Genomic DNA, 17,290 nt, shown 5'->3' on the forward strand with positions numbered 1-17,290 from the left:
GGAGCCCCGCCTCATGGGCGCGCCCGATCAGCGCCCGGTCTATGAGCCGTATCCCGTATTGCGAAACGGGTATCTGCGCGCAGCCCTCGACGAAGCCGCCGCAGAGCCCGCCCATGGGCCCGAGCCAGCTCGACAGGCGAAGCCGCGTCGTCCCCGCCGGGCCGAGCCCGGTGCAGAGCCGCGGCCCCAGCGCCTCGCGTATGGCGGCCGTGCGGGCGCCCGAAAAGGAGGTGACGCAGACGCGGTCGATCGCGCCCGAGGAACGCAGAACCCGGATGAGTGGCTCCACCGCATTGTCGCGCTTCGGGTCGATGTTGATCCTGATTTCCGGCCAGGCGAGCAGCAGTTCCTCGAGCCGCGGGATCGGCTCCCGGCCCGCCACGCGCGCCTTCCGGACCTCCTCGAAATCCAGCTCCGCGATCATGCCGGTGCGATCGGTCACGCGGTCGAGATGATCGTCGTGAAAGGCGAGCAGCACGCCGTCGCGCGTCGCGTGAACATCCGTCTCGACATAGCGGTAGCCGAGATCGACCGCTCCCTGAAAGGCGGGCATGGTGTTCTCCGGCCAGTCATTCGCGCCGCCGCGATGGGCGAACGCCAATATGCCGTCATGTTCGAGATACGGAAATCTGGCCGGTCGCAGTGACGGCATGGTGTCGCTCTCCCCCTCTTCGCTCAGGCGCGAATCCGGAAAGTCTAGTCGAATTCAGCGGCCGGGAAAGGAGGCTGAGAGCTTGCCGTCGCGGCCATAGACATCGTCGCGGAAATTGACAGTGCCATCCTCGCCCACCCAGGCGGTGAGATAGATCATGTAGATCGGCATCGGCCGGGCGAGGGCCACGTCCGTGTGCTCACCATCGGCGATGGCCCTGTCGATGCGCGCCCGCGTCCAGCCCGCATCGCGAAGGAGCCAGGCCGCAAGGTCGCGAATATCCTCCACCCGCACACAGCCCGAGCTGAAGCTCCTGTCATTTCGGCTGAAAAGCGTTCTCACCGGCGTATCGTGCAGATAGACGGCGTGAGGGTTCGGGAAGTTGATCCGCACCGTTCCGAGAGAATTGTACCTGCTCGGGTCCTGGCGCAGCCGGTACTTCGCAATGGCGCCGGGATCGCGCCAGTCGACGCTCGCCGCATCGACCTCGCTTCCGTCGCCGCGCAGCACGCGAATACCCATGCGGTCGAGGAAGCCCGGATTCGACCTGATCTTCGGCAGAAGATCCTTCATCGCGATCGACTGCGGCACGTTCCAGTAGGGATTGAGCGTGACGGAGCCGATACGGCTCGTATATTCCGGCGTCTGACGATCTTCCTTGCCGACGATCACCCGCTTGCGGAGGGAAACCCTGCCGCCTTCCACCGCCTCGACCTGCTGGCCGGCAATGTTCACGAACACATAGCGCGACGGAAGTTCCGGCGTTGCGTTGGCGATCCGCCGCATGTTGATTTCAAGCTGGCGGACGCGCGTCCCGGCCGGCACGTTGAGCGCCGCGACCGTCGCGCGCCCGACCGTGCCGTCGGCCCGCATGCCGAGCCGCGCCTGAAACCTTCGGACGCCATCGGCCACAGCCTGATCGAAAAGTTGCGGGTCGCTGCTCGACGTTTGCGCCATGTCGCCGCTCGCCGCGAGGCGCGCGCGGAGCAGCGCCACGCGCGGATCGTGAACGCCTTTCTCGAGCGGCTCGCCCTCGGGAATGCGCGGCCAGCCGCCACGCGCCTCCATGCGCCTGTAGCGCGCGATGGCGTCGCCAAAACGCGAAAGCCCATCCGTGCCGAGCGTCGGCACGGCCGAGTTCGCGGCGGACCCGGCCTCGTTCTCCGTGCCGGGCGACCAGGGGTCGATCCACTGCGCATCCTGCTGCGCGGCGCGCGGCACCGCATGGGCAGGCCATGCGAGCCCGCAGGCGATCAGTGCCTGAAGCAGCAGTCCCGCAACACGAAGTCCGTTCGATTTCGCCAAAATACGCCCTAACCCGGCACGGCCCGATCAGAATTAACCCTGTCTCCGGCGCTTCGTCCGGCTTCGGGACAGGTTAACGCCTGATCTCCGCCAGACTGCAATAAGCATGCAGTCCGCGCGCATGGCAGGACGGGGCGGTATGGAAGCGGGTTTGAGGATCAGAGGCGGTAGCGGATCTGATCGGTCCAGAAGCGCTCGAGCTTGTTCAGCGTCGCATTGATGAGCTTCAGCTCCTCGATGCTGATGTCGCCGACCTCGGCGATGGAGCGGCAATGCTTGTTGTAAAGTTCGTCGATCGCCCGGCAGATGTCGTGGCCCTTTTCCGTGAGGCGCACCCTGACCGAGCGACGATCGAGGCGCGAACGCTGATGGCTGATATAGCCGGCCTCGACGAGCTTCTTGAGATTGTAGGAGACGTTGGAGCCGAGATAGTGGCCGCGCGTACGAAGCTCGCCCGCCGTCATTTCGGCATCGCCGATATTGAACAGCAGCAGCGCCTGGACGCTGTTGATCTCCGAGCAGTTGAGGCGGTCGAGTTCGTCCTTGATCACGTCGAGAAGCCGGCGATGCAGACGCTCGACATAGGTCAGCGCTTCCAGATATGACGGCTTAGCCGCTGCCTGGTCGTCCCGGGCAACCACAACATTAGCCTGCGTCGTCATCATAGACATGATCTAGCCTCTCAACTGCAGCGAACACTGGATGGAGTCGCTCCTGGACTCCCGCCGCATGAGAGAATAGCCGCATGTGCCTAACGACTGCTTAAACCCGGTACAAATTGAATATTTGTCACCCGGAAGGAGACACGGCGTTCAACTTTCCTTAACTCAGCCGAACGTCAGCTCGTCCTCGCCCAGCGATGCGAAATAGGCATCGACGGCCTCCGCGCCGACCTCGCCGAGCGCCGCCGGCTTCCAGACCGGCGACTGGTCCTTGTCGATGATGATCGCTCGCACACCCTCATAGAAGTCGTGACCCCGCATGAAGCGATTGGTCAGCCGGAATTCGAGCTTCATGCATTCCTCGAAGGAGAGCTTCGCGCCTTCGCGGATCTGGCGATGGGTGACGAGGAGGCTGGTCGGCGATTTCGTCGCCAGCGTCGAGAGCACCTTCGCCGCCCACTCGCTACCATCGGCCTCGAGCGAGGCGACGATCCCGGCGACCGAGCCCCCCGCGAAATGCCGGTCGATCGCGTCGCGATGCGCGGCCAGAGTCGGCACGCCGGGATCGCCCGCGAGTTCCTTCAGCACCTCGTCGATCGCGCCCCCGGCCGCGAGGCGCTCCGTCAGCGCGTCGAGCCTGTCGCTCGGAACGAAGACATCGGCGATCCCGGCATAGATCGCATCCGCCGCCTTGAGCCGCTCGCCCGTGAGCGCGAGGAACATGCCGACCTCGCCGGGGCAGCGCGGCAGGAACCAGGTTCCGCCGACATCGGGGAAAAGGCCGATCCCCGTCTCGGGCATGGCGAAGGTCAGCCGCTCTGTCGCGACGCGCACCGAGCCGTGAACGGACAGGCCGACGCCCCCGCCCATGTCGATGCCGTCCATCAGCGACACGAAGGGCTTCGGATAGCGCTTGATATAGGTGTTGAGGCGATATTCCTCCGCGTAGAAACGGATCACATGCGGGTCGCCCGCCTTGCCCCAATCATGCAGCGCCCTTATGTCGCCGCCGGCGCAGAAGGCGCGATCGCCCGCCCCCTCGATGATGACGAGCCCGATTTCGGGATCGGCGGCCCAGGCGGTGAGCTGCGGATGGATGAGCCGCACCATGCCGAGCGTCAGCGCATTGAGCGCCTTCGGACGATTGAGGGTGATGAGCCCCGCGCGGCCCACGCGCGAGAACAGGACTTCGGCTTCTTCGCTCATGCTCAACTCTTCAGCAACTCGCGCGCGATGATGACGCGCATGATCTCGTTCGTGCCCTCAAGGATCTGGTGTACGCGCACATCCCGCAGATGCCGCTCCAGCGGGAAATCATTGAGATAGCCGTAGCCGCCGTGAATCTGCAGGGCCTCGTTCACCACCTTGAAGCTCACATCCGTGGCATAGCGCTTGGCCATGGCGGCATGCATCGTCGCGTCCGGCGCCTTCGCATCGACCTTGGTCGCCGCCTGGAAGAGCAGAAGCCGCGCGGCCTCGAACTCGGTTGCCATGTCCGCGAGCTTGAACTGAAGCGCCTGAAAGGCCGAAAGCGGCTTGCCGAATTGCTGGCGCTCGCCGAGATAGGCTTTTGCGCGCGAGAAGGCGGCCTTCGCCGTGCCGAGCGCGCAGGCGCCGATATTGAGCCGCCCGCCATCGAGCCCCATCATCGCGATCTTGAAGCCTTCGCCCTCCTTGCCGATGAGGTTGGCGACCGGCACGCGGCAATCCTCGAAGATCACCTGAGCGGTGGGTTGCGAGTTCCACCCCATCTTCCGCTCCGGCGCGCCGAAGGAGAGGCCCGGCGTTCCTTTCTCGACGATGAGGCAGGAGATGCCTTTCGCGCCCGCCTCGCCCGTCCGCACCATGCAGACATAGATGTCCGACACGCCGCCGCCCGAGATGAACGCCTTGGAGCCGTTGAGCACATAGTGGTCGCCGTCCTTCACCGCGCGTGTGCGGAGCGAGGCGGCGTCCGAGCCCGATGACGGCTCGGTCAGGCAGTAGCTCGCGATGAGCTCCATCGTCGTCAGCTTCGGCAGGAAGCGATGGCGCTGAAGCTCGCTCCCGAATGTGTCGATCATCCAGGACGCCATGTTGTGGATCGAGAGGAAGGCGGCCGTCGATGTGCAGCCTTCCGACAGCGCCTCGAAGACGAGCGCCGCATCGAGCCTTGTGAGCCCCGATCCGCCGACATCTTCCTTCACATAAATGCCCGCAAGGCCGAGCGCCGCCGCCTTGCGCAGCGTCTCCACCGGAAAGAAATGCGTCCGGTCCCATTCGGCGGCATGGGGCGCCAGTTCCTCGGCGGCGAATGTTCGCGCCATTTCCTGAAACGCCCGCTGGTCCTCGCTAAGCCCGAACTGCATTGCAATCTTCCTCCTGCGGCCATGCGCTTTTGGCCGTGATAATGACGCCCCCACCCCCTGTCAACGCGGGCAAGGCTTACGCAGCGGAAAGGAGAGCATCCGCCCGGAGCAACCTCACATTGCGCCGGCTGGCCGCAGGGGCTATGAGTGGCGCATGACAAATGAGCCACGCCCCATGCCCGCCTTTCCCGCCATCCGCATGCGCCGCAATCGCAAGGCCGACTGGTCGCGCAGGCTCATTGCCGAAAATTCCCTTTCGCCGAACGATCTCATCTGGCCGCTCTTCCTGATCGAGGGCAAGGGCAAGCGCGAGGCTATTCCCTCCATGCCCGGCGTCGAGCGGCTTTCGGTCGACGAGGCCGTGCGCGCCGCCGGAGAGGCCGTGTCGCTCGACATTCCCGTCATCGCCCTTTTCCCACACACGCCGATGGAGAAGCGCGACCCCATGGGCTCGCTCGCCACCGACCCGGACAATCTCGTCTGCCAGGCGACACGCGCGATCAAGAAGGAGTTTCCCGGCCTCGGCGTCCTTTGCGACGCGGCGCTCGATCCCTTCACCAGCCACGGCCATGACGGCGTGATGGAAGGCGAGCGCATCCTCAATGACGAGACGGTCGAAATCCTCATCCGCCAGTCGCTTCTTCAGGTCGAGGCGGGCTGCGACATCATCGCGCCGTCCGACATGATGGACGGCCGGATCGGTGCCATACGCGCCGCGCTGGAGGAAGCAGGCCACGAGGACACGCAGATCATGTCCTATGCGGCCAAATACGCTTCGGCCTTCTACGGCCCCTTCCGCGACGCCATCGGCTCCTCCAGCGCGCTCAAGGGCGACAAGCGCACCTATCAGATGGACCCGGCAAATGGCGACGAGGCGCTCCGCGAGGTCGCGCTCGACATCGCCGAGGGCGCCGACATGGTGATGGTGAAGCCGGGCCTGCCCTATCTCGACGTGCTCTACCGGGTGAAACAGGCCTTCGGCCTTCCCACCTTCGCCTATCAGGTCTCCGGCGAATACGCGATGCTCGCCGGCGCCATCGGAAATGGCTGGCTCGACCGCGACCGGGTCATCCTCGAAAGCCTGCTGAGCTTCAAGCGCGCCGGCGCCGACGGCATCCTCACCTATTTCGCGCCCGCGGCTGCGCGGCTTCTGAAGGGGCTCTGACCCCCCGCTAGTCCGCAAGTCCCGCGAGCCTGAGCGACGCCATGCCATGCAGCGTGGCGAGCCCGCCCGCCTCTTCGGTCAATTCCGCGACGTGCTCGACCTCGTCCCTGCGCCGCGCCGCCGCCTTCCTGTCGGCGAGCGGCCCGAACATCAGCGCATAGCGGCCGGGAAAATCGCCCGCAAAGGCGAGATAGGCGTCGCGCACGCCGCGCGCCGAGCCGGCATGTTCGAGATCGGTAATCAACATCTCGTAGCCTTCAAGCGCCACTTCCCCCAACAGCTCGTCGAGATTGGCGAAATGACGATAGGGCGCAGCCTCGGAGACGCCTGCCCTACGCGCCGCCTCCCGCAGCGTGAGCGCGTCGCGCCCGCGTATGTCGATCAGCGTCGCCGCCGCATCCATCAGCGCGCGCTTCAGATCGCCGTGATGGTAATGCGTCCTTTGTCCACGAAGCCTTGCCCGCATGACGTTCCCGCTTTGTCCGGCGCGATCCTATGTTATCATTGTTAACATGAAAATCAACGAGCCGCGAGAGAACAGTCCGTGAACTGAGGATGGTTTCGGAAAATCTCAGGCGCCGTTGAGCCCCGCGACCTCGACGACCGTATCGGTGAAAAATCCGTTGAAGGCGGTCTGCATTCCGATCGAATAGGCGCCCATGCGGCGGAACTCGATCCAGTCGCCCTCCCCGATGCCGTCCGGCAATTCGAACTGAACCTTGAAGACGTCGAGACTGTCGCAGGTGGGGCCGAAGATGCGGAAGGTCCGCGTCGCGCCCGAAACCGGCCCGCACTTCCCATTGGCCAGCCGGAGCGCCCGCAGCGGCGGCTTCTGGCCGCCAAGCTGGATTTCCGCCAGGCAGCCATAAACGCCGTCATTGATGTAGAGGTCGCCATCCTTGCGGAGCTGAACCTGCGCGAGCACCGAGCAGCCATCGGCGCTGAGCGCACGTCCGGGCTCGGCGTAGAGCGGCATGGAAAGCCCCAATTCGTCCCTCGCCCGGATGATGACGTCGAAGAACGCCGTCATGGGCGGCACGGGCGAGCCATATTCCACGGGGAAGCCGCCGCCGATATCGAGATACTCGATCGGCACGCCTGCCTGGCGGATGATCTCCGCCGCGTCGATCATGGCAAGCCTGTAGGCGTCCGGATCGGGACACTGGCTGCCGACATGGAAGGCGACCGCCGTGCGCGCGCCGCGCCGGTTTGCCTCCCCAAGCAGCGCCACCGCATCACCAGACCGCGCGCCGAATTTCGAGGAGAGATCATAGACCGCCCGACCATGCTCCGTGGCGATCCGCACCTCGACAATGATGTCCGTGCCCGCGACGTCGCAGAGCTTGTCGAGTTCGGCCATGTGATCGACGACATAATCCTCGAGCCCATAGACATCGGACGCGGATTCGAGCGCGCCCCTGCTCTTCACCGGATGGTTGAAATAGCAGTGCGCATCGGCAAAGAGTTCGTTGATCTTCGCGATCTCAGGCAGCGAGGCCGTATCGAAATGCCGGATGCCCGCCTCGTAAAGCGCGCGCAGCACATGCGGGTCCGGATTGCATTTGACGGCATAGAGCACCGTGCCCGGAAAACCCGAAAGGAAGGCGCGCGCGCGATCCTTGAGAATCTCCGGAAAGACCATGAACACCGGATAGGAAGGGTTCAGCCGCTCGATCACCTCGGCGACGGAAGAGAAGCGGGCTTCTTTGACCACAAGCTTCACCATGCTAGACACGACGTCGCTGCAACGCTCCGTCGGATTTCATCCATAGTCTGACAGTGCGGCAGGGCATCGGGCAAGTTCATCGGCGAGGGCAGCCTGCCGCTCTACGATGCCCTCGGCCTAGAAGGCCAGCTCGGCCTTGCGGCACTCGCGGGCAAGACGGAAACGAGCGCCACGTCGGGCTAGGTCTGCGGCGATTGCAGCAACACAAGCCAGGCGTCGCTCAATGCCGACGGCAGGCTCGGCCTCGGCTGGAACGTTGTCGGGAATACGAAGCTCGTTCTCGGCTATCAGTTCCAGTACTGGTCGGCGGTCAATGTCGCCATCACGGATAACAGCTACTTCGGCATGAATGTCGGCAAGTCCGACTATCTCATCCACGGACCTTCCCTCACTCTGGCGGCAAACTTCTGAGAAGATCCGCTCCCTGAAAGCGAAGAAAGACCCGGGCGTGGAGACGCGCCCGGGTTTGCTTTACTTCGAGGCGCCTCGCTGCAAGCGTGCGATGAGGCTCGACGTGTCCCAGCGTCCGCCACCCATGGCCTGCACCTCGGAATAGAACTGATCCACCAGCGCCGTCACCGGCAGATGCGCGCCATTCGTCCTCGCCTCGTCGAGGCAGATGCCGAGATCCTTCCGCATCCAGTCGACGGCGAAGCCATGATCGAACGCGCCCTCGATCATGGTCTTGTAGCGATTTTCCATCTGCCAGGATTGCGCCGCGCCCTTCGAAATCACGTCGATGACGGCCGCCGGATCGAGGCCGGCCTTCTTCGCGAATTCCAGCCCCTCGGCCAGCGCCTGCACCAGCCCGGCGATGCAGATCTGGTTGACCATCTTGGTGAGCTGGCCCGAGCCCGCAGGCCCCATCAGCCGCACGGCGCGGGCATAGACGCCGATCACCGGCTCCGCCACGCGATAGGCCGCCTCCTCGCCGCCCGCCATCACCGTGAGAATGCCCTTCTCCGCCCCTGCCTGCCCGCCGGAAACGGGCGCATCGACGAAGCCGAGCCCGCGCTCCCGCGCCGCCGCGTCGAGCTCCCGCGCGAGAGAGGCGGAGGCCGTGGTGTGGTCGACGAAGACGGTGCTGCGTTCCATGCTGGCGAAAGCGCCGCCCGAGCCGAGCGTCACCTCGCGCACATCGGCATCGTTCCCGACACAGGCGAAGACGATCTCCGCGCCCTGCGCCGCGTCGCCCGGCGTCGGCGCCGAGCGCCCGCCATATTCGCGGACCCACGCCTCGGCCTTTGCCGATGTGCGGTTATAGACGGTGACCTCATGCCCCGCCTTTTTGAGATGCCCGGCCATCGGATAGCCCATGACACCGAGCCCGAGAAACGCCACTCTCGCCATCGCCGCCTCGCCTGTCCCTGAATTGCTGTGGAGATGATTTTCTAGCAGGGTGGCGCCAGCGTGTAAAATCGGCGGAAGTCGCTCCGCAGTCTGATTATTTGACGTTGCCCTCGCCCGCGATGCGGCCCGTCTTGCAGAGCTGGGAGGATTCGAGGTCGCAGCGCGCGTAATAGAGCCGCACGGTCGGGCCGTCGACCGTGATGTTGTAGCAGTCCTTGGTGCCGTAATTGATGATGCTCGACTGGTGGCACCAGCGATTGCCCTCGATCCACCAGCGCCCCGTGCCGGTGGCGCTCCTCGTCGATGAATATTGCGAGTGATAGGTCTGGTAGAAATAGCGCGTGAGGGTGACTTCCGATGTGCCGTCGGGGTTGAGGGCGATCACGGTGTTGATGAGCCTGTTGCCGCCTTCGACGTCGATACGGCCCATTTCGAGATGAAAAGTGCGCCCGCCCATCCGCGAGGTGATCTCGCCGCCCGAGAGCAAGGTCCCCTTGCGGTTGAGGATGGTTTCCTCCGCATCGCCGCCCGCGCCCTGACCCTGCCCGCCGGGAAGGCCGCCGCCGGCCGCGCCCGCCTCTTCCGCGCTCGTCTCGGGCTGCACCTCGGGCTCCGCCGCGAGCGGCTTCGGTGCCTCGCCCTGTTTCTTGCGGACCACTGTTTCGGGCTTCGGTTCGGGCTTGGGCTTCGGCTTTTCGACGCGCTTCGGGCGCGGCGTGGGCTTCGCATGGCCCGACACGGGCGCGGCGAAACGATCATGCCCGCTGCCCGCCGCGAGGCGGAACGTCACCGCGTCGCCGCCGCCCGGCCCCGGACCACCGAAAATGCCGCCGCTGACCAGGCCAAAAAGGAAGAGCGCGAGATGGATCGCGATCGAAACCGCGATGAAGAGCCACAGCCGCGGCGTCCGCACCGCCGGCGCATCGAAGGAGGTGCTGTCGAGGGCCATGCTCACCGCGCGCGCTCCGTGAGAATGGTGACTTCCTTCACATTCGCGATCCGCAATGCCTCCATGAGCGTGAGCAGCGCATCGGCGGGCGCCGCCTCATCGACCTTCACGGCGACGCGGTCCGTTCCCGCGTCCCTGATGAAATCCCTGACCATGAAGCCCGCCGCTTCCGGCGCGACGAAGGTCTTGCCGAGCCACATGAAGCCGTCCTGCTCCATATAGATCATGGCGGGCTGGCGCTTGTTCTTGTCGTCGAGCGTGCCCACGGGCAGGTTCACCTTGACCGTTTCGGAAGGCCCCATCGTGCCTGCGAGCAGAAAGAAGATCAGCAGCAAGAAGACGACATTGATGAGCGGCACGATGGATTCGTAAGGCCGGCGCGGCAGCGGTTCATCGAACTCGATCATGGCGTGAAATTCTCCACACGCGCGGTGCCGACATCCTTCGCCCCGGCGAGCCGCGCCGCTTCGATGGCGCTGACGAGCGCCTGCGTGCGCGCGCCGCGCTGCGCGAGGATCGAAACCGTCATGTCGTTCCGCCCGCCAATGGCGCTCCTGACAGCCTCATTGAGCCCTGCCGGCGCGACTGGTTTTTCCGCGACCCTGATCCTGCCATCGGCATAGAGCCAGATCTCGACGACATTCGCATCGAGCGGCGCGGCGCCGCTGCTCTGCGCGGGCGTCGAGACGGTGAGCGTCTGCGTTTGCAGGAACGTCACCGACAGCATGAAGAAAATCAGGAGCTGAAAGACGACGTCGATCAACGGTGTGAGGCTGAAAACGCGCCGTCGCCTGATGGGCTCGTCGAACATGAACGCTCGCCCCTTCCGGCGCTACTCGGCGGCTTTCGAGCGCACGCCGCTCTGGCGCGCATGAAGTCCCGCGATCACGCGCGCGGACGCATCGCGCATGACGAGACGCACCTGATCGACCCGCCCCTCGAAGAGGTTGAGCGCGGTCACGGCGGGAAGCGCGACGACGAGGCCAACCGCCGTCGTCAGAAGCGCCGTCCAGATGCCGCCGGAAAGCTGAGCCGGATCGACATTGCTGCCGCCAAGTTCGAGCTTCTGGAAGGCCTGGATCATGCCGATCACGGTGCCGAGCAGGCCGAGCAGCGGCGAGATGTTGCCGATGACCTCGAGCCAGCGGAAGTAGCTTTGCAGCGCGCCGAGTTCGACCGCGCCGACGCGCTGGATCTCGGCGGCGACGTCCTCGTCGCGCAAATCGCCGCGCACCTTGGCGCGAATGCCCGCCGCCATGGCGCGCGCGACCGGCGTGCGATGCTTGCCGAGCACCTTGAGCGCGCCTTCCGGGTCGCCCGCCTCGATGCGCTCGACGGCGGGCTCGATGAAGCTGCGCCTCGAAAGGCCGGCGCTCCAGTATTGAAAGACCTTGAGCAGAATGATCGCCGCCGAAATGACCGAAAGGACCAGCAGCAGGGCGACGATGGGGCCGCCCTTGTCGATCAGGGGCCCGAGCGCATACCAGGGCTCCGCCGCGCCCGCTGCCGCAGCCTGCGCGATCGCATCGCCCGCCGTCTGCGCCGCGCCGGCCGCATTGGCCACGGCCTGAGCCGCCGAATCTTCTGCCATCTCCCGTTTCTCCCCGAATGGCGTATACATTCCCGGCCGATGCGAATTTCAATGACCGCCGGGCGCCTTTTTAGTAAATCTTAGTTACGAAATCATCCGGGCTGGCAGGCGTCAAGTCGGCATTCGCGGCCAAATTTGAAGGAATGACACATCGTGTCGCCGCGTGTGCGTCGTCTGAGGGGGATCACATGGCGAAGGCGAAACAGGCAGGTGCCGCAAAGACTGTCGAACGCGAAGCGCCCGACGAACGCTTCGCGCCGCAATATTTCCTGAACCTCATCACCGAAGTCGGCACGCTTCTGGCCACCGTCTATGACCGGCGCAGCGGCCTCACCCGCAACCAGACGCGCATCATCACCGCGCTTCTCCAGCATGACGGGCGCACGCAGACCGAGCTTGCGAACGAGCTTCAGATACACAAGGTCTCGATCGGGATTTATGTGAGCGAGCTTGAAGCGCTTGGGCTCGTCGAGCGGCGGTCGCATCCGCGCGACAAGCGCGCCAAATGCATCTATTTGACCGAACTCCTCCACGCCCACAAGCATCGCGGCATGGCGCATTACGCGGACATTCACAACGCCTCGATCGACGGCATCCGCGAGGCCGACTATCTGGCGATGCTGGAATGTCTGACGCTGATGCGCGCCAACCTGCTATCGGTCGAGGAAAAGGACCGTCTGACGGCGGCCGCCGGACAGGCCGGGCCGGTTTAGGGATTGCCCTCGGCAAGCCCCCGGTAGCTGCCGCGATGATAGAGAAGCGGCCGTCCGTCCTCGGAATATTCGAAGTGGAGCACGCGGCCGATCATGATGATGTGATCGCCCGCCTCATGCCGCGCCTCGACCTCGCATTCGAAATGGGCGAGTGCGTCCTCGAGCGCCGGGCAGCCATTGCTGGCGCCGGCCCGCAGGGGCAGGCCCGCAAGGCTGTGGTCGCCCTGCCGCGCCAACCGGGAGGACAGGTCCCGATGGTCCTCGCGCAGAATATTGATCGTGAAAGCCTTGGCCGCATTGAAGACCGGCAGCGTGTCCGACTTCTTGTCCAGGCTCCAGAGCACGAGCGGCGGTTCGAGCGAGACCGACGCGAACGAGTTGATCGTGACCCCGATTGGCTCCTTGCCCTCGACCTGCGTGGTGACGACGGCCACGCCGGTGGTGAAACAGCCAAGGGCGTTACGAAATTTACGGGTGTCGTGGGTCATGATGGATTTGCCGCTCCCTCTCAGCAGGCACCGCGGGGAGCGGCACTCGATTCCGTTTAAGCAAAGGGCCGGACGCGCGCAACCTGCGAGCCGCGCAAATCCTGTGTTTTTTGTGCAAATCCGACATGTTAAACCGCCTGTTAAGAGGCGTCCGACCAGAATGGCCCCCACGGGATGGCCTGCGCTCCCGCATGTGGGGATTTCTGGAAGAAAGTAACGGACGCAAATGCGCCTGATCGTCGGCACTCTCGTGGTTTTGCTGAGCGTTTTCGGCGGTTATGCCGCCATGGGCGCGCATCTGGCCGTGCTGTTTCAGCCGTTCGAGGCGCTGATCATCCTCGGATCGGCCGTCGGCGCCTATGTCATCGGCAATCCGCCCGCCGTGCTGAAGAAGATCGGCAGCACCTTCAAGACCCTCTTTCGCGGCCCCCGCTACGACAAGGCGGCCTATCTGGAGCTTCTCGGCCTCCAGTTCACCCTCTTCAAGCTCGCCAAGAGCAAGGGCAACCTCGCGCTCGAGGCGCATGTCGAGAACCCTTCCGAATCTTCCATTTTCCAGCAGTTCCCGAACTTCGCTACCGACCACCATGCGGTCGAGTTCATGTGCGATTACCTGCGCATGATCACCATGGGCACCGAAAACGCCCATGAGCTCGAAGCGCTGATGGACGAGGAGCTGGAAACGCACCATCAGGAGCGCGAGCGGATCGTCGCCAGCATTCAGGCGCTCGCCGACGGCACGCCCGCCCTCGGCATCGTCGCCGCGGTGCTCGGCGTCATCAAGACCATGGGCTCGATCGACCAGCCGCCGGAGGTGCTGGGCCATCTCATCGGCGGCGCGCTTGTGGGAACCTTTCTTGGCGTCTTCTGCGCCTATGGCTTCTTCGGCCCCATGGCACAGTCGCTGCGCAATATCTACGAGGCAGAATCCAAATATTACCTGTCGATGAAGGCGGGCCTCCTTGCGCATATGGCCGGCTATGCGCCCGCCGTTTCGATCGAGTTCGCCCGCAAGGCGCTCATGTCCGAGGTGCGCCCGACATTCGCGGAGGTGGAGCAATCCACCGCAAACCTTCAGACCGCCGCAGCCTGACGTCGCAACGGAGGGTCGAGCATGGCCACGTCCAACGAACGCCCGATCATCCTCAAGAAGGTAAAGAAGGTCGTCCACGCCAGTCACGGCGGCGCATGGAAGATCGCCTATGCCGACTTCGTGACCGCCATGATGGCGTTCTTCCTGCTCATGTGGCTCATCAGCATGACGACGCCGGAGCAGAAGCAGGGGCTGGCCGACTACTTCGCGCCGGCAAATGTCAGCCGCTCGACGAGCGGCTCCGGCGGCATGATGGGCGGCACCGCCTTCGACGCGCAGGGCTCGCGCATGCCGGGCTCGACGCCGCGCGTCGTCATGACGATCTCGACGCCCGCCGCGCCGAAAAGCCCGGAGACGAACGACCAGCGCACCGCGGCCGCCTCCAATGGCTACCGCGAATCGACAAACGCGGCCAAAGCGACCATGACTGCGGCCACGACGAACGCGACCGCCATCGGCGCCATATCGCAGGACGAGCAGAACTTCCGCAGCGCCGCCGAAAGCCTGCGTCAGGCGATGCAGAACAGTCCCGAACTCGCCGAACTGTCGAAGAACGTCATCATCGACGAAACGCCGGAAGGGCTGCGCATCCAGATCGTCGATCAGGACGGCCGCTCCATGTTCCCCTCTGGCCGCGCCGAACCCTATGAGCGCACGCGCCACCTCATCGAGGCGGTGGCCAGGGTGCTGATGAAGCTGCCGAACCGTGTCAGCATTTCGGGGCACACCGATTCCACGCCCCTGAGGGGTCAGGCCGGATATACGAACTGGGAGCTGACCGCCGATCGCGCCAATGCGGCCCGCCGGATCATCGGCGCGCTGGGGCTCCCGGACGACCGCATCTATCAGGTCGTCGGCAAGGCCGATTCCGAGCCGCTCTTCCCCGAGGACCCGCGCATGGCGGCGAACCGGCGCCTCTCCATCGTGCTGCTGCGCGAGGCACCGCCGGTACCGCCCGGCTTCAAACCCTGACAATCGGGCTTTCCCCGCTTGCGAAGCCTTCTGGACCTTCCTATTTCACCAGACAGCGAGTGATGACCGGGAAGGACGAGGGAGCCCGATGAGCGAGGAAAACAGCCTGATCCGCGGCGAACCGGCCACCAGCGGCAGCAGCTCCTATTCCTGGCCGCAAGGCTCCTTTGACGGGGTCATTCTCAGCCGGTCGCTCGCCTATATCGCGGATCTGCTGATCCTCTCGGTCATCAGCTTTGCCGCAATGATCGTTTTCGTCATCCTCGGCATTCTCACTCTCGGCCTGCTCTGGCCGGGCGCCGCGCTCTGGCCGCTCATCTGTCTCGGTTATTTCGTTCTGACGCTTGGCGGGCCGCACTCGGCAACGCCCGGCATGCGCTGGCAGGGTATCGAACTTAGAACATGGGACGGATACCGGCCAGGCTACCTCCAGGCGGCGCTGCAAACGATCCTTTTCTACGTCACCGTGAGCGTGACCTGGGCGATCGTGCTCATCGTGCCCTTCCTCAACGATCGCAAGCGCGGCCTGCACGACATGCTCTGCGGCACGGTGGTCGTCCGCCGCCAGGCCCAGGGTCAAGGCCAGGGTCAGGACCAGCGAGCGTGAAGCCCGCGGGGCTACAGAAAGCTCGTCAGAAAGGCCCATCCGCCCTATCCTGTCACCGGTACCCTCGCATGGATGAGCACCAGTGACAGAGCATTTCGGCAACCGGTTTCCGCAGTTCTACATAACGGCGCCGCAGCCTTGCCCCTATCTGCCCGGGCGCTACGAAAAGAAGGTCTTTACCCACCTTCTCGGCGAGAACGCCGTCGCGCTCAACGACGTGCTGACGCAATCCGGCTTCCGGCGCAGCCAGAACATCGCCTATCGCCCCGCCTGTGACGGCTGCTCGGCCTGTGTCTCGGTCCGCATCCTCGTCGACGAGTTCGCGCCCAACAAGAGCTTCCGCCGCGTGCTTGCGCGCAATGAGGACGTGACGGGCACCGAAAAGCCCGCCCGCGCGACCGAGGAGCAATTCGCGTTGCTACGCAGCTATCTCGACGAGCGCCACGCCGAAGGCGGCATGGCCGACATGAGCGCGCTCGACTACGTGTCCATGATCGAGGACACGACTGTCATGACCTCGGTCTTCGAATACCGCTTCACGCCAGCCGACGGGCGCGGCCGCCCGCTCATCGCTGCCGCCCTTACCGACCGGCTCGAGGACGGGCTTTCGATGGTCTACAGCTTCTTCGATTCCTCGCTCGCGGAGCGCAGCCTCGGCACCTTCATGGTGCTCGACCACATCAGGCGCGCGAGAGAGCTGCGCCTGCCCTATGTCTATCTCGGCTATTGGGTCGCGGATTGCCGGAAAATGGCCTACAAGACCCGCTTCCGTCCGCAGGAAGCATTGGGCGCGGATGGCTGGCAGCGCGTGCCCGCCTGAGCCCGCCCCACCGGAGATCCGCCATGGCCGCACCGAAACCGCCGAGCCCCGCGTCCGAACTCGGACAGCGCATGATCAACATGTCGGTCGCGATGATCGCGATTGTCGGCGTCATCGCCTATTTTCTTTATACGGGCGCCGTCGAGCCGGACGAGCCCGTGCAGCTGACCGTCAACGCGGTCCAGCGCGACGCGGCCAGCGGCGAGAAGTCGATCCCGATGAATGTCGATGTGCGCCTCGAGAACAACAGCAAGGAACGCATCGCGCTCACCGCGCCCAACCAATGCGAGATCTTCCGCTGGTTCCTGACCGACAGCAAAAACGAGTTCGTGCAGTCGCAATCCGACGAGGCCGCGTGCACGCAAGTCACCGTCTCGACCGCGCTCGACGCGCATCGGGCGATGAACGAATCCTTCCCCGTCGAACTCGATCCCAATCGCGTGCGCCCCGGCGAATATCGCATTTATGTGCGCTATTGGGGCCATGAGGCCAACGCACCCGTGACCATACGCTGAGAGATCGCCCGAACGACCTCCAAGGCGCTTCCTCAAGGCGGGCTTGTCAGGGCATCCATTTCCTCCGCGCCCAGCCTTATAGTCGTGGATGCCCCGCATGAAGCGGGGCATGACGAATGTGAGTGGTCGTTGGAGAACGCCCCGCCATGGACCCCGGATCAAGTCCGGGGTGACACCAAGTTTGTGGGCATGGACCTCGCCCAAAGCGTCATGCCGGGCTTGTGTGGACGGGTTGTGTTTTACTTGGAGCATCAGCCGGGATGCGCATCCCGGCTGATGCAGGCAGGAGGCCGTTCTTTCGGGCTGGTTGTAACAGCCGAGGTCAAGCGAGGCC

At 64.7% G+C, this 17,290-nt stretch carries 21 protein-coding genes; 7 read left to right on the plus strand and 14 right to left on the minus strand.

The annotated features are described in order from the left end of the window. The 5 genes from WBG82_RS09380 to WBG82_RS09400 form a co-directional block, all read right to left on the minus strand. Positions 1-652: glycerophosphodiester phosphodiesterase family protein (locus WBG82_RS09380; RefSeq protein WP_424424126.1), on the minus strand; the 652-nt coding region annotated here is incomplete at its 3' end. A gap of 54 nt (positions 653-706) precedes the next feature. Then, positions 707-1,957 carry a L,D-transpeptidase family protein gene (locus WBG82_RS09385; RefSeq protein WP_424424129.1) on the minus strand — a complete coding sequence of 417 codons (1,251 nt, stop codon included), beginning with the start codon at positions 1,955-1,957 and terminating at the stop codon, positions 707-709. A gap of 158 nt (positions 1,958-2,115) precedes the next feature. Beyond that, on the minus strand, positions 2,116-2,628 hold the full coding sequence (ldtR, locus tag WBG82_RS09390) for a transcriptional regulator LdtR (protein WP_424424131.1): 513 nt from the start codon (positions 2,626-2,628) through the stop codon (positions 2,116-2,118). A gap of 156 nt (positions 2,629-2,784) precedes the next feature. After that, on the minus strand, positions 2,785-3,825 hold the full coding sequence (locus WBG82_RS09395) for an enoyl-CoA hydratase/isomerase family protein (RefSeq protein WP_424424134.1): 1,041 nt from the start codon (positions 3,823-3,825) through the stop codon (positions 2,785-2,787). A gap of 2 nt (positions 3,826-3,827) precedes the next feature. Next, positions 3,828-4,967, minus strand: coding sequence for an isobutyryl-CoA dehydrogenase (locus WBG82_RS09400; protein ID WP_424424137.1), 1,140 nt, complete (start codon positions 4,965-4,967; stop codon positions 3,828-3,830). Between the two features lie 154 nt (positions 4,968-5,121). Between WBG82_RS09400 and hemB the strand changes: the two genes are divergently transcribed. Next, positions 5,122-6,132, plus strand: a complete 1,011-nt coding sequence (gene hemB, locus WBG82_RS09405; protein ID WP_424424139.1) for a porphobilinogen synthase — start codon at positions 5,122-5,124, stop codon at positions 6,130-6,132. Positions 6,133-6,139: 7 nt separating this feature from the next. Here the strand turns inward: hemB and WBG82_RS09410 are convergent, their stop codons facing one another. The 8 genes from WBG82_RS09410 to WBG82_RS09445 all read right to left on the minus strand — a co-directional run bounded on the left by WBG82_RS09410 (position 6,140) and on the right by WBG82_RS09445 (position 11,748). Beyond that, on the minus strand, positions 6,140-6,598 hold the full coding sequence (locus WBG82_RS09410; protein WP_424424141.1) for a TetR/AcrR family transcriptional regulator: 459 nt from the start codon (positions 6,596-6,598) through the stop codon (positions 6,140-6,142). Between the two features lie 105 nt (positions 6,599-6,703). Then, positions 6,704-7,858 carry a type III PLP-dependent enzyme gene (locus WBG82_RS09415; protein WP_424424144.1) on the minus strand — a complete coding sequence of 385 codons (1,155 nt, stop codon included), beginning with the start codon at positions 7,856-7,858 and terminating at the stop codon, positions 6,704-6,706. Between the two features lie 117 nt (positions 7,859-7,975). After that, positions 7,976-8,236, minus strand: coding sequence for a hypothetical protein (locus WBG82_RS09420; RefSeq protein WP_424424147.1), 261 nt, complete (start codon positions 8,234-8,236; stop codon positions 7,976-7,978). 93 nt (positions 8,237-8,329) lie between these two features. Next, positions 8,330-9,208, minus strand: coding sequence for an NAD(P)-dependent oxidoreductase (locus WBG82_RS09425; RefSeq protein ID WP_424424150.1), 879 nt, complete (start codon positions 9,206-9,208; stop codon positions 8,330-8,332). Between the two features lie 94 nt (positions 9,209-9,302). Continuing rightward, positions 9,303-10,163 carry a hypothetical protein gene (locus tag WBG82_RS09430; protein ID WP_424424152.1) on the minus strand — a complete coding sequence of 287 codons (861 nt, stop codon included), beginning with the start codon at positions 10,161-10,163 and terminating at the stop codon, positions 9,303-9,305. After that, positions 10,160-10,564, minus strand: a complete 405-nt coding sequence (locus WBG82_RS09435; RefSeq protein WP_424424154.1) for an ExbD/TolR family protein — start codon at positions 10,562-10,564, stop codon at positions 10,160-10,162. Before WBG82_RS09435 ends, WBG82_RS09430 begins: the two co-directional genes overlap by 4 nt. Next, positions 10,561-10,968, minus strand: a complete 408-nt coding sequence (locus tag WBG82_RS09440; RefSeq protein ID WP_424424157.1) for an ExbD/TolR family protein — start codon at positions 10,966-10,968, stop codon at positions 10,561-10,563. Before WBG82_RS09440 ends, WBG82_RS09435 begins: the two co-directional genes overlap by 4 nt. Positions 10,969-10,989: 21 nt before the next feature. Then, positions 10,990-11,748 (minus strand): MotA/TolQ/ExbB proton channel family protein, encoded by a 759-nt coding sequence (locus WBG82_RS09445; protein WP_424424159.1) that lies wholly within the window; start codon positions 11,746-11,748, stop codon positions 10,990-10,992. A 188-nt stretch (positions 11,749-11,936) separates the two neighbouring features. Here WBG82_RS09445 and WBG82_RS09450 point away from each other — a divergent pair, with 188 nt between their 5' ends. Further along, the gene (locus WBG82_RS09450; RefSeq protein ID WP_424424162.1) at positions 11,937-12,461 is read left to right on the plus strand and encodes a MarR family winged helix-turn-helix transcriptional regulator; all 525 of its coding nucleotides are present in this window, start codon (positions 11,937-11,939) and stop codon (positions 12,459-12,461) included. On the opposite strand, the gene WBG82_RS09455 is transcribed toward WBG82_RS09450, so the two are convergent. Beyond that, complete coding sequence (locus WBG82_RS09455; RefSeq protein WP_424424165.1) at positions 12,458-12,949, minus strand: flavin reductase family protein; 492 nt, start codon at positions 12,947-12,949, stop codon at positions 12,458-12,460. The genes WBG82_RS09450 and WBG82_RS09455 overlap by 4 nt on opposite strands. A 226-nt stretch (positions 12,950-13,175) precedes the next feature. On the opposite strand from WBG82_RS09455, the gene motA reads away from it, so the two are divergent. The 5 genes from motA to WBG82_RS09480 all read left to right on the plus strand — a co-directional run bounded on the left by motA (position 13,176) and on the right by WBG82_RS09480 (position 16,956). After that, positions 13,176-14,042 carry a flagellar motor stator protein MotA gene (gene motA / locus WBG82_RS09460; RefSeq protein ID WP_424424167.1) on the plus strand — a complete coding sequence of 289 codons (867 nt, stop codon included), beginning with the start codon at positions 13,176-13,178 and terminating at the stop codon, positions 14,040-14,042. Positions 14,043-14,063: 21 nt separating this feature from the next. Continuing rightward, entirely contained in the window at positions 14,064-15,014 is a 951-nt protein-coding gene (locus WBG82_RS09465) for a flagellar motor protein MotB (protein ID WP_424424169.1), read from the plus strand. A gap of 88 nt (positions 15,015-15,102) precedes the next feature. Next, complete coding sequence (locus tag WBG82_RS09470; RefSeq protein WP_424424171.1) at positions 15,103-15,621, plus strand: RDD family protein; 519 nt, start codon at positions 15,103-15,105, stop codon at positions 15,619-15,621. 82 nt (positions 15,622-15,703) lie between these two features. Next, positions 15,704-16,441 carry an arginyltransferase gene (locus WBG82_RS09475; protein ID WP_424424174.1) on the plus strand — a complete coding sequence of 246 codons (738 nt, stop codon included), beginning with the start codon at positions 15,704-15,706 and terminating at the stop codon, positions 16,439-16,441. A 23-nt stretch (positions 16,442-16,464) separates the two neighbouring features. Then, on the plus strand, positions 16,465-16,956 hold the full coding sequence (locus WBG82_RS09480) for a hypothetical protein (protein ID WP_424424177.1): 492 nt from the start codon (positions 16,465-16,467) through the stop codon (positions 16,954-16,956). Positions 16,957-17,290 lie beyond the last annotated feature (334 nt).

Source organism: Parvibaculum sp., from assembly GCF_049671045.1.
In the GTDB taxonomy this organism is placed as follows: Bacteria; Pseudomonadota; Alphaproteobacteria; order Parvibaculales; family Parvibaculaceae; genus Parvibaculum.

Bases quoted from the DNA above. Each gene is read 5' to 3' on its own strand.
- WBG82_RS09445 (WP_424424159.1), bottom strand. From the start codon at position 11,748: ATGGCAGAAGATTCGGCGGCTCAGGCCGTGGCCAATGCGGCCGGCGCG.
- WBG82_RS09425 (WP_424424150.1), bottom strand. From the start codon at position 9,208: ATGGCGAGAGTGGCGTTTCTCGGGCTCGGTGTCATGGGCTATCCGATG.
- hemB (WP_424424139.1), top strand. From the start codon at position 5,122: ATGACAAATGAGCCACGCCCCATGCCCGCCTTTCCCGCCATCCGCATG.
- ldtR (WP_424424131.1), bottom strand. From the start codon at position 2,628: ATGTCTATGATGACGACGCAGGCTAATGTTGTGGTTGCCCGGGACGAC.
- WBG82_RS09395 (WP_424424134.1), bottom strand. From the start codon at position 3,825: ATGAGCGAAGAAGCCGAAGTCCTGTTCTCGCGCGTGGGCCGCGCGGGG.
- WBG82_RS09480 (WP_424424177.1), top strand. From the start codon at position 16,465: ATGGCCGCACCGAAACCGCCGAGCCCCGCGTCCGAACTCGGACAGCGC.
- WBG82_RS09435 (WP_424424154.1), bottom strand. From the start codon at position 10,564: ATGATCGAGTTCGATGAACCGCTGCCGCGCCGGCCTTACGAATCCATC.
- WBG82_RS09400 (WP_424424137.1), bottom strand. From the start codon at position 4,967: ATGCAGTTCGGGCTTAGCGAGGACCAGCGGGCGTTTCAGGAAATGGCG.
- WBG82_RS09455 (WP_424424165.1), bottom strand. From the start codon at position 12,949: ATGACCCACGACACCCGTAAATTTCGTAACGCCCTTGGCTGTTTCACC.
- WBG82_RS09440 (WP_424424157.1), bottom strand. From the start codon at position 10,968: ATGTTCGACGAGCCCATCAGGCGACGGCGCGTTTTCAGCCTCACACCG.
- motA (WP_424424167.1), top strand. From the start codon at position 13,176: ATGCGCCTGATCGTCGGCACTCTCGTGGTTTTGCTGAGCGTTTTCGGC.
- WBG82_RS09470 (WP_424424171.1), top strand. From the start codon at position 15,103: ATGAGCGAGGAAAACAGCCTGATCCGCGGCGAACCGGCCACCAGCGGC.
- WBG82_RS09415 (WP_424424144.1), bottom strand. From the start codon at position 7,858: ATGGTGAAGCTTGTGGTCAAAGAAGCCCGCTTCTCTTCCGTCGCCGAG.
- WBG82_RS09450 (WP_424424162.1), top strand. From the start codon at position 11,937: ATGGCGAAGGCGAAACAGGCAGGTGCCGCAAAGACTGTCGAACGCGAA.
- WBG82_RS09410 (WP_424424141.1), bottom strand. From the start codon at position 6,598: ATGCGGGCAAGGCTTCGTGGACAAAGGACGCATTACCATCACGGCGAT.
- WBG82_RS09465 (WP_424424169.1), top strand. From the start codon at position 14,064: ATGGCCACGTCCAACGAACGCCCGATCATCCTCAAGAAGGTAAAGAAG.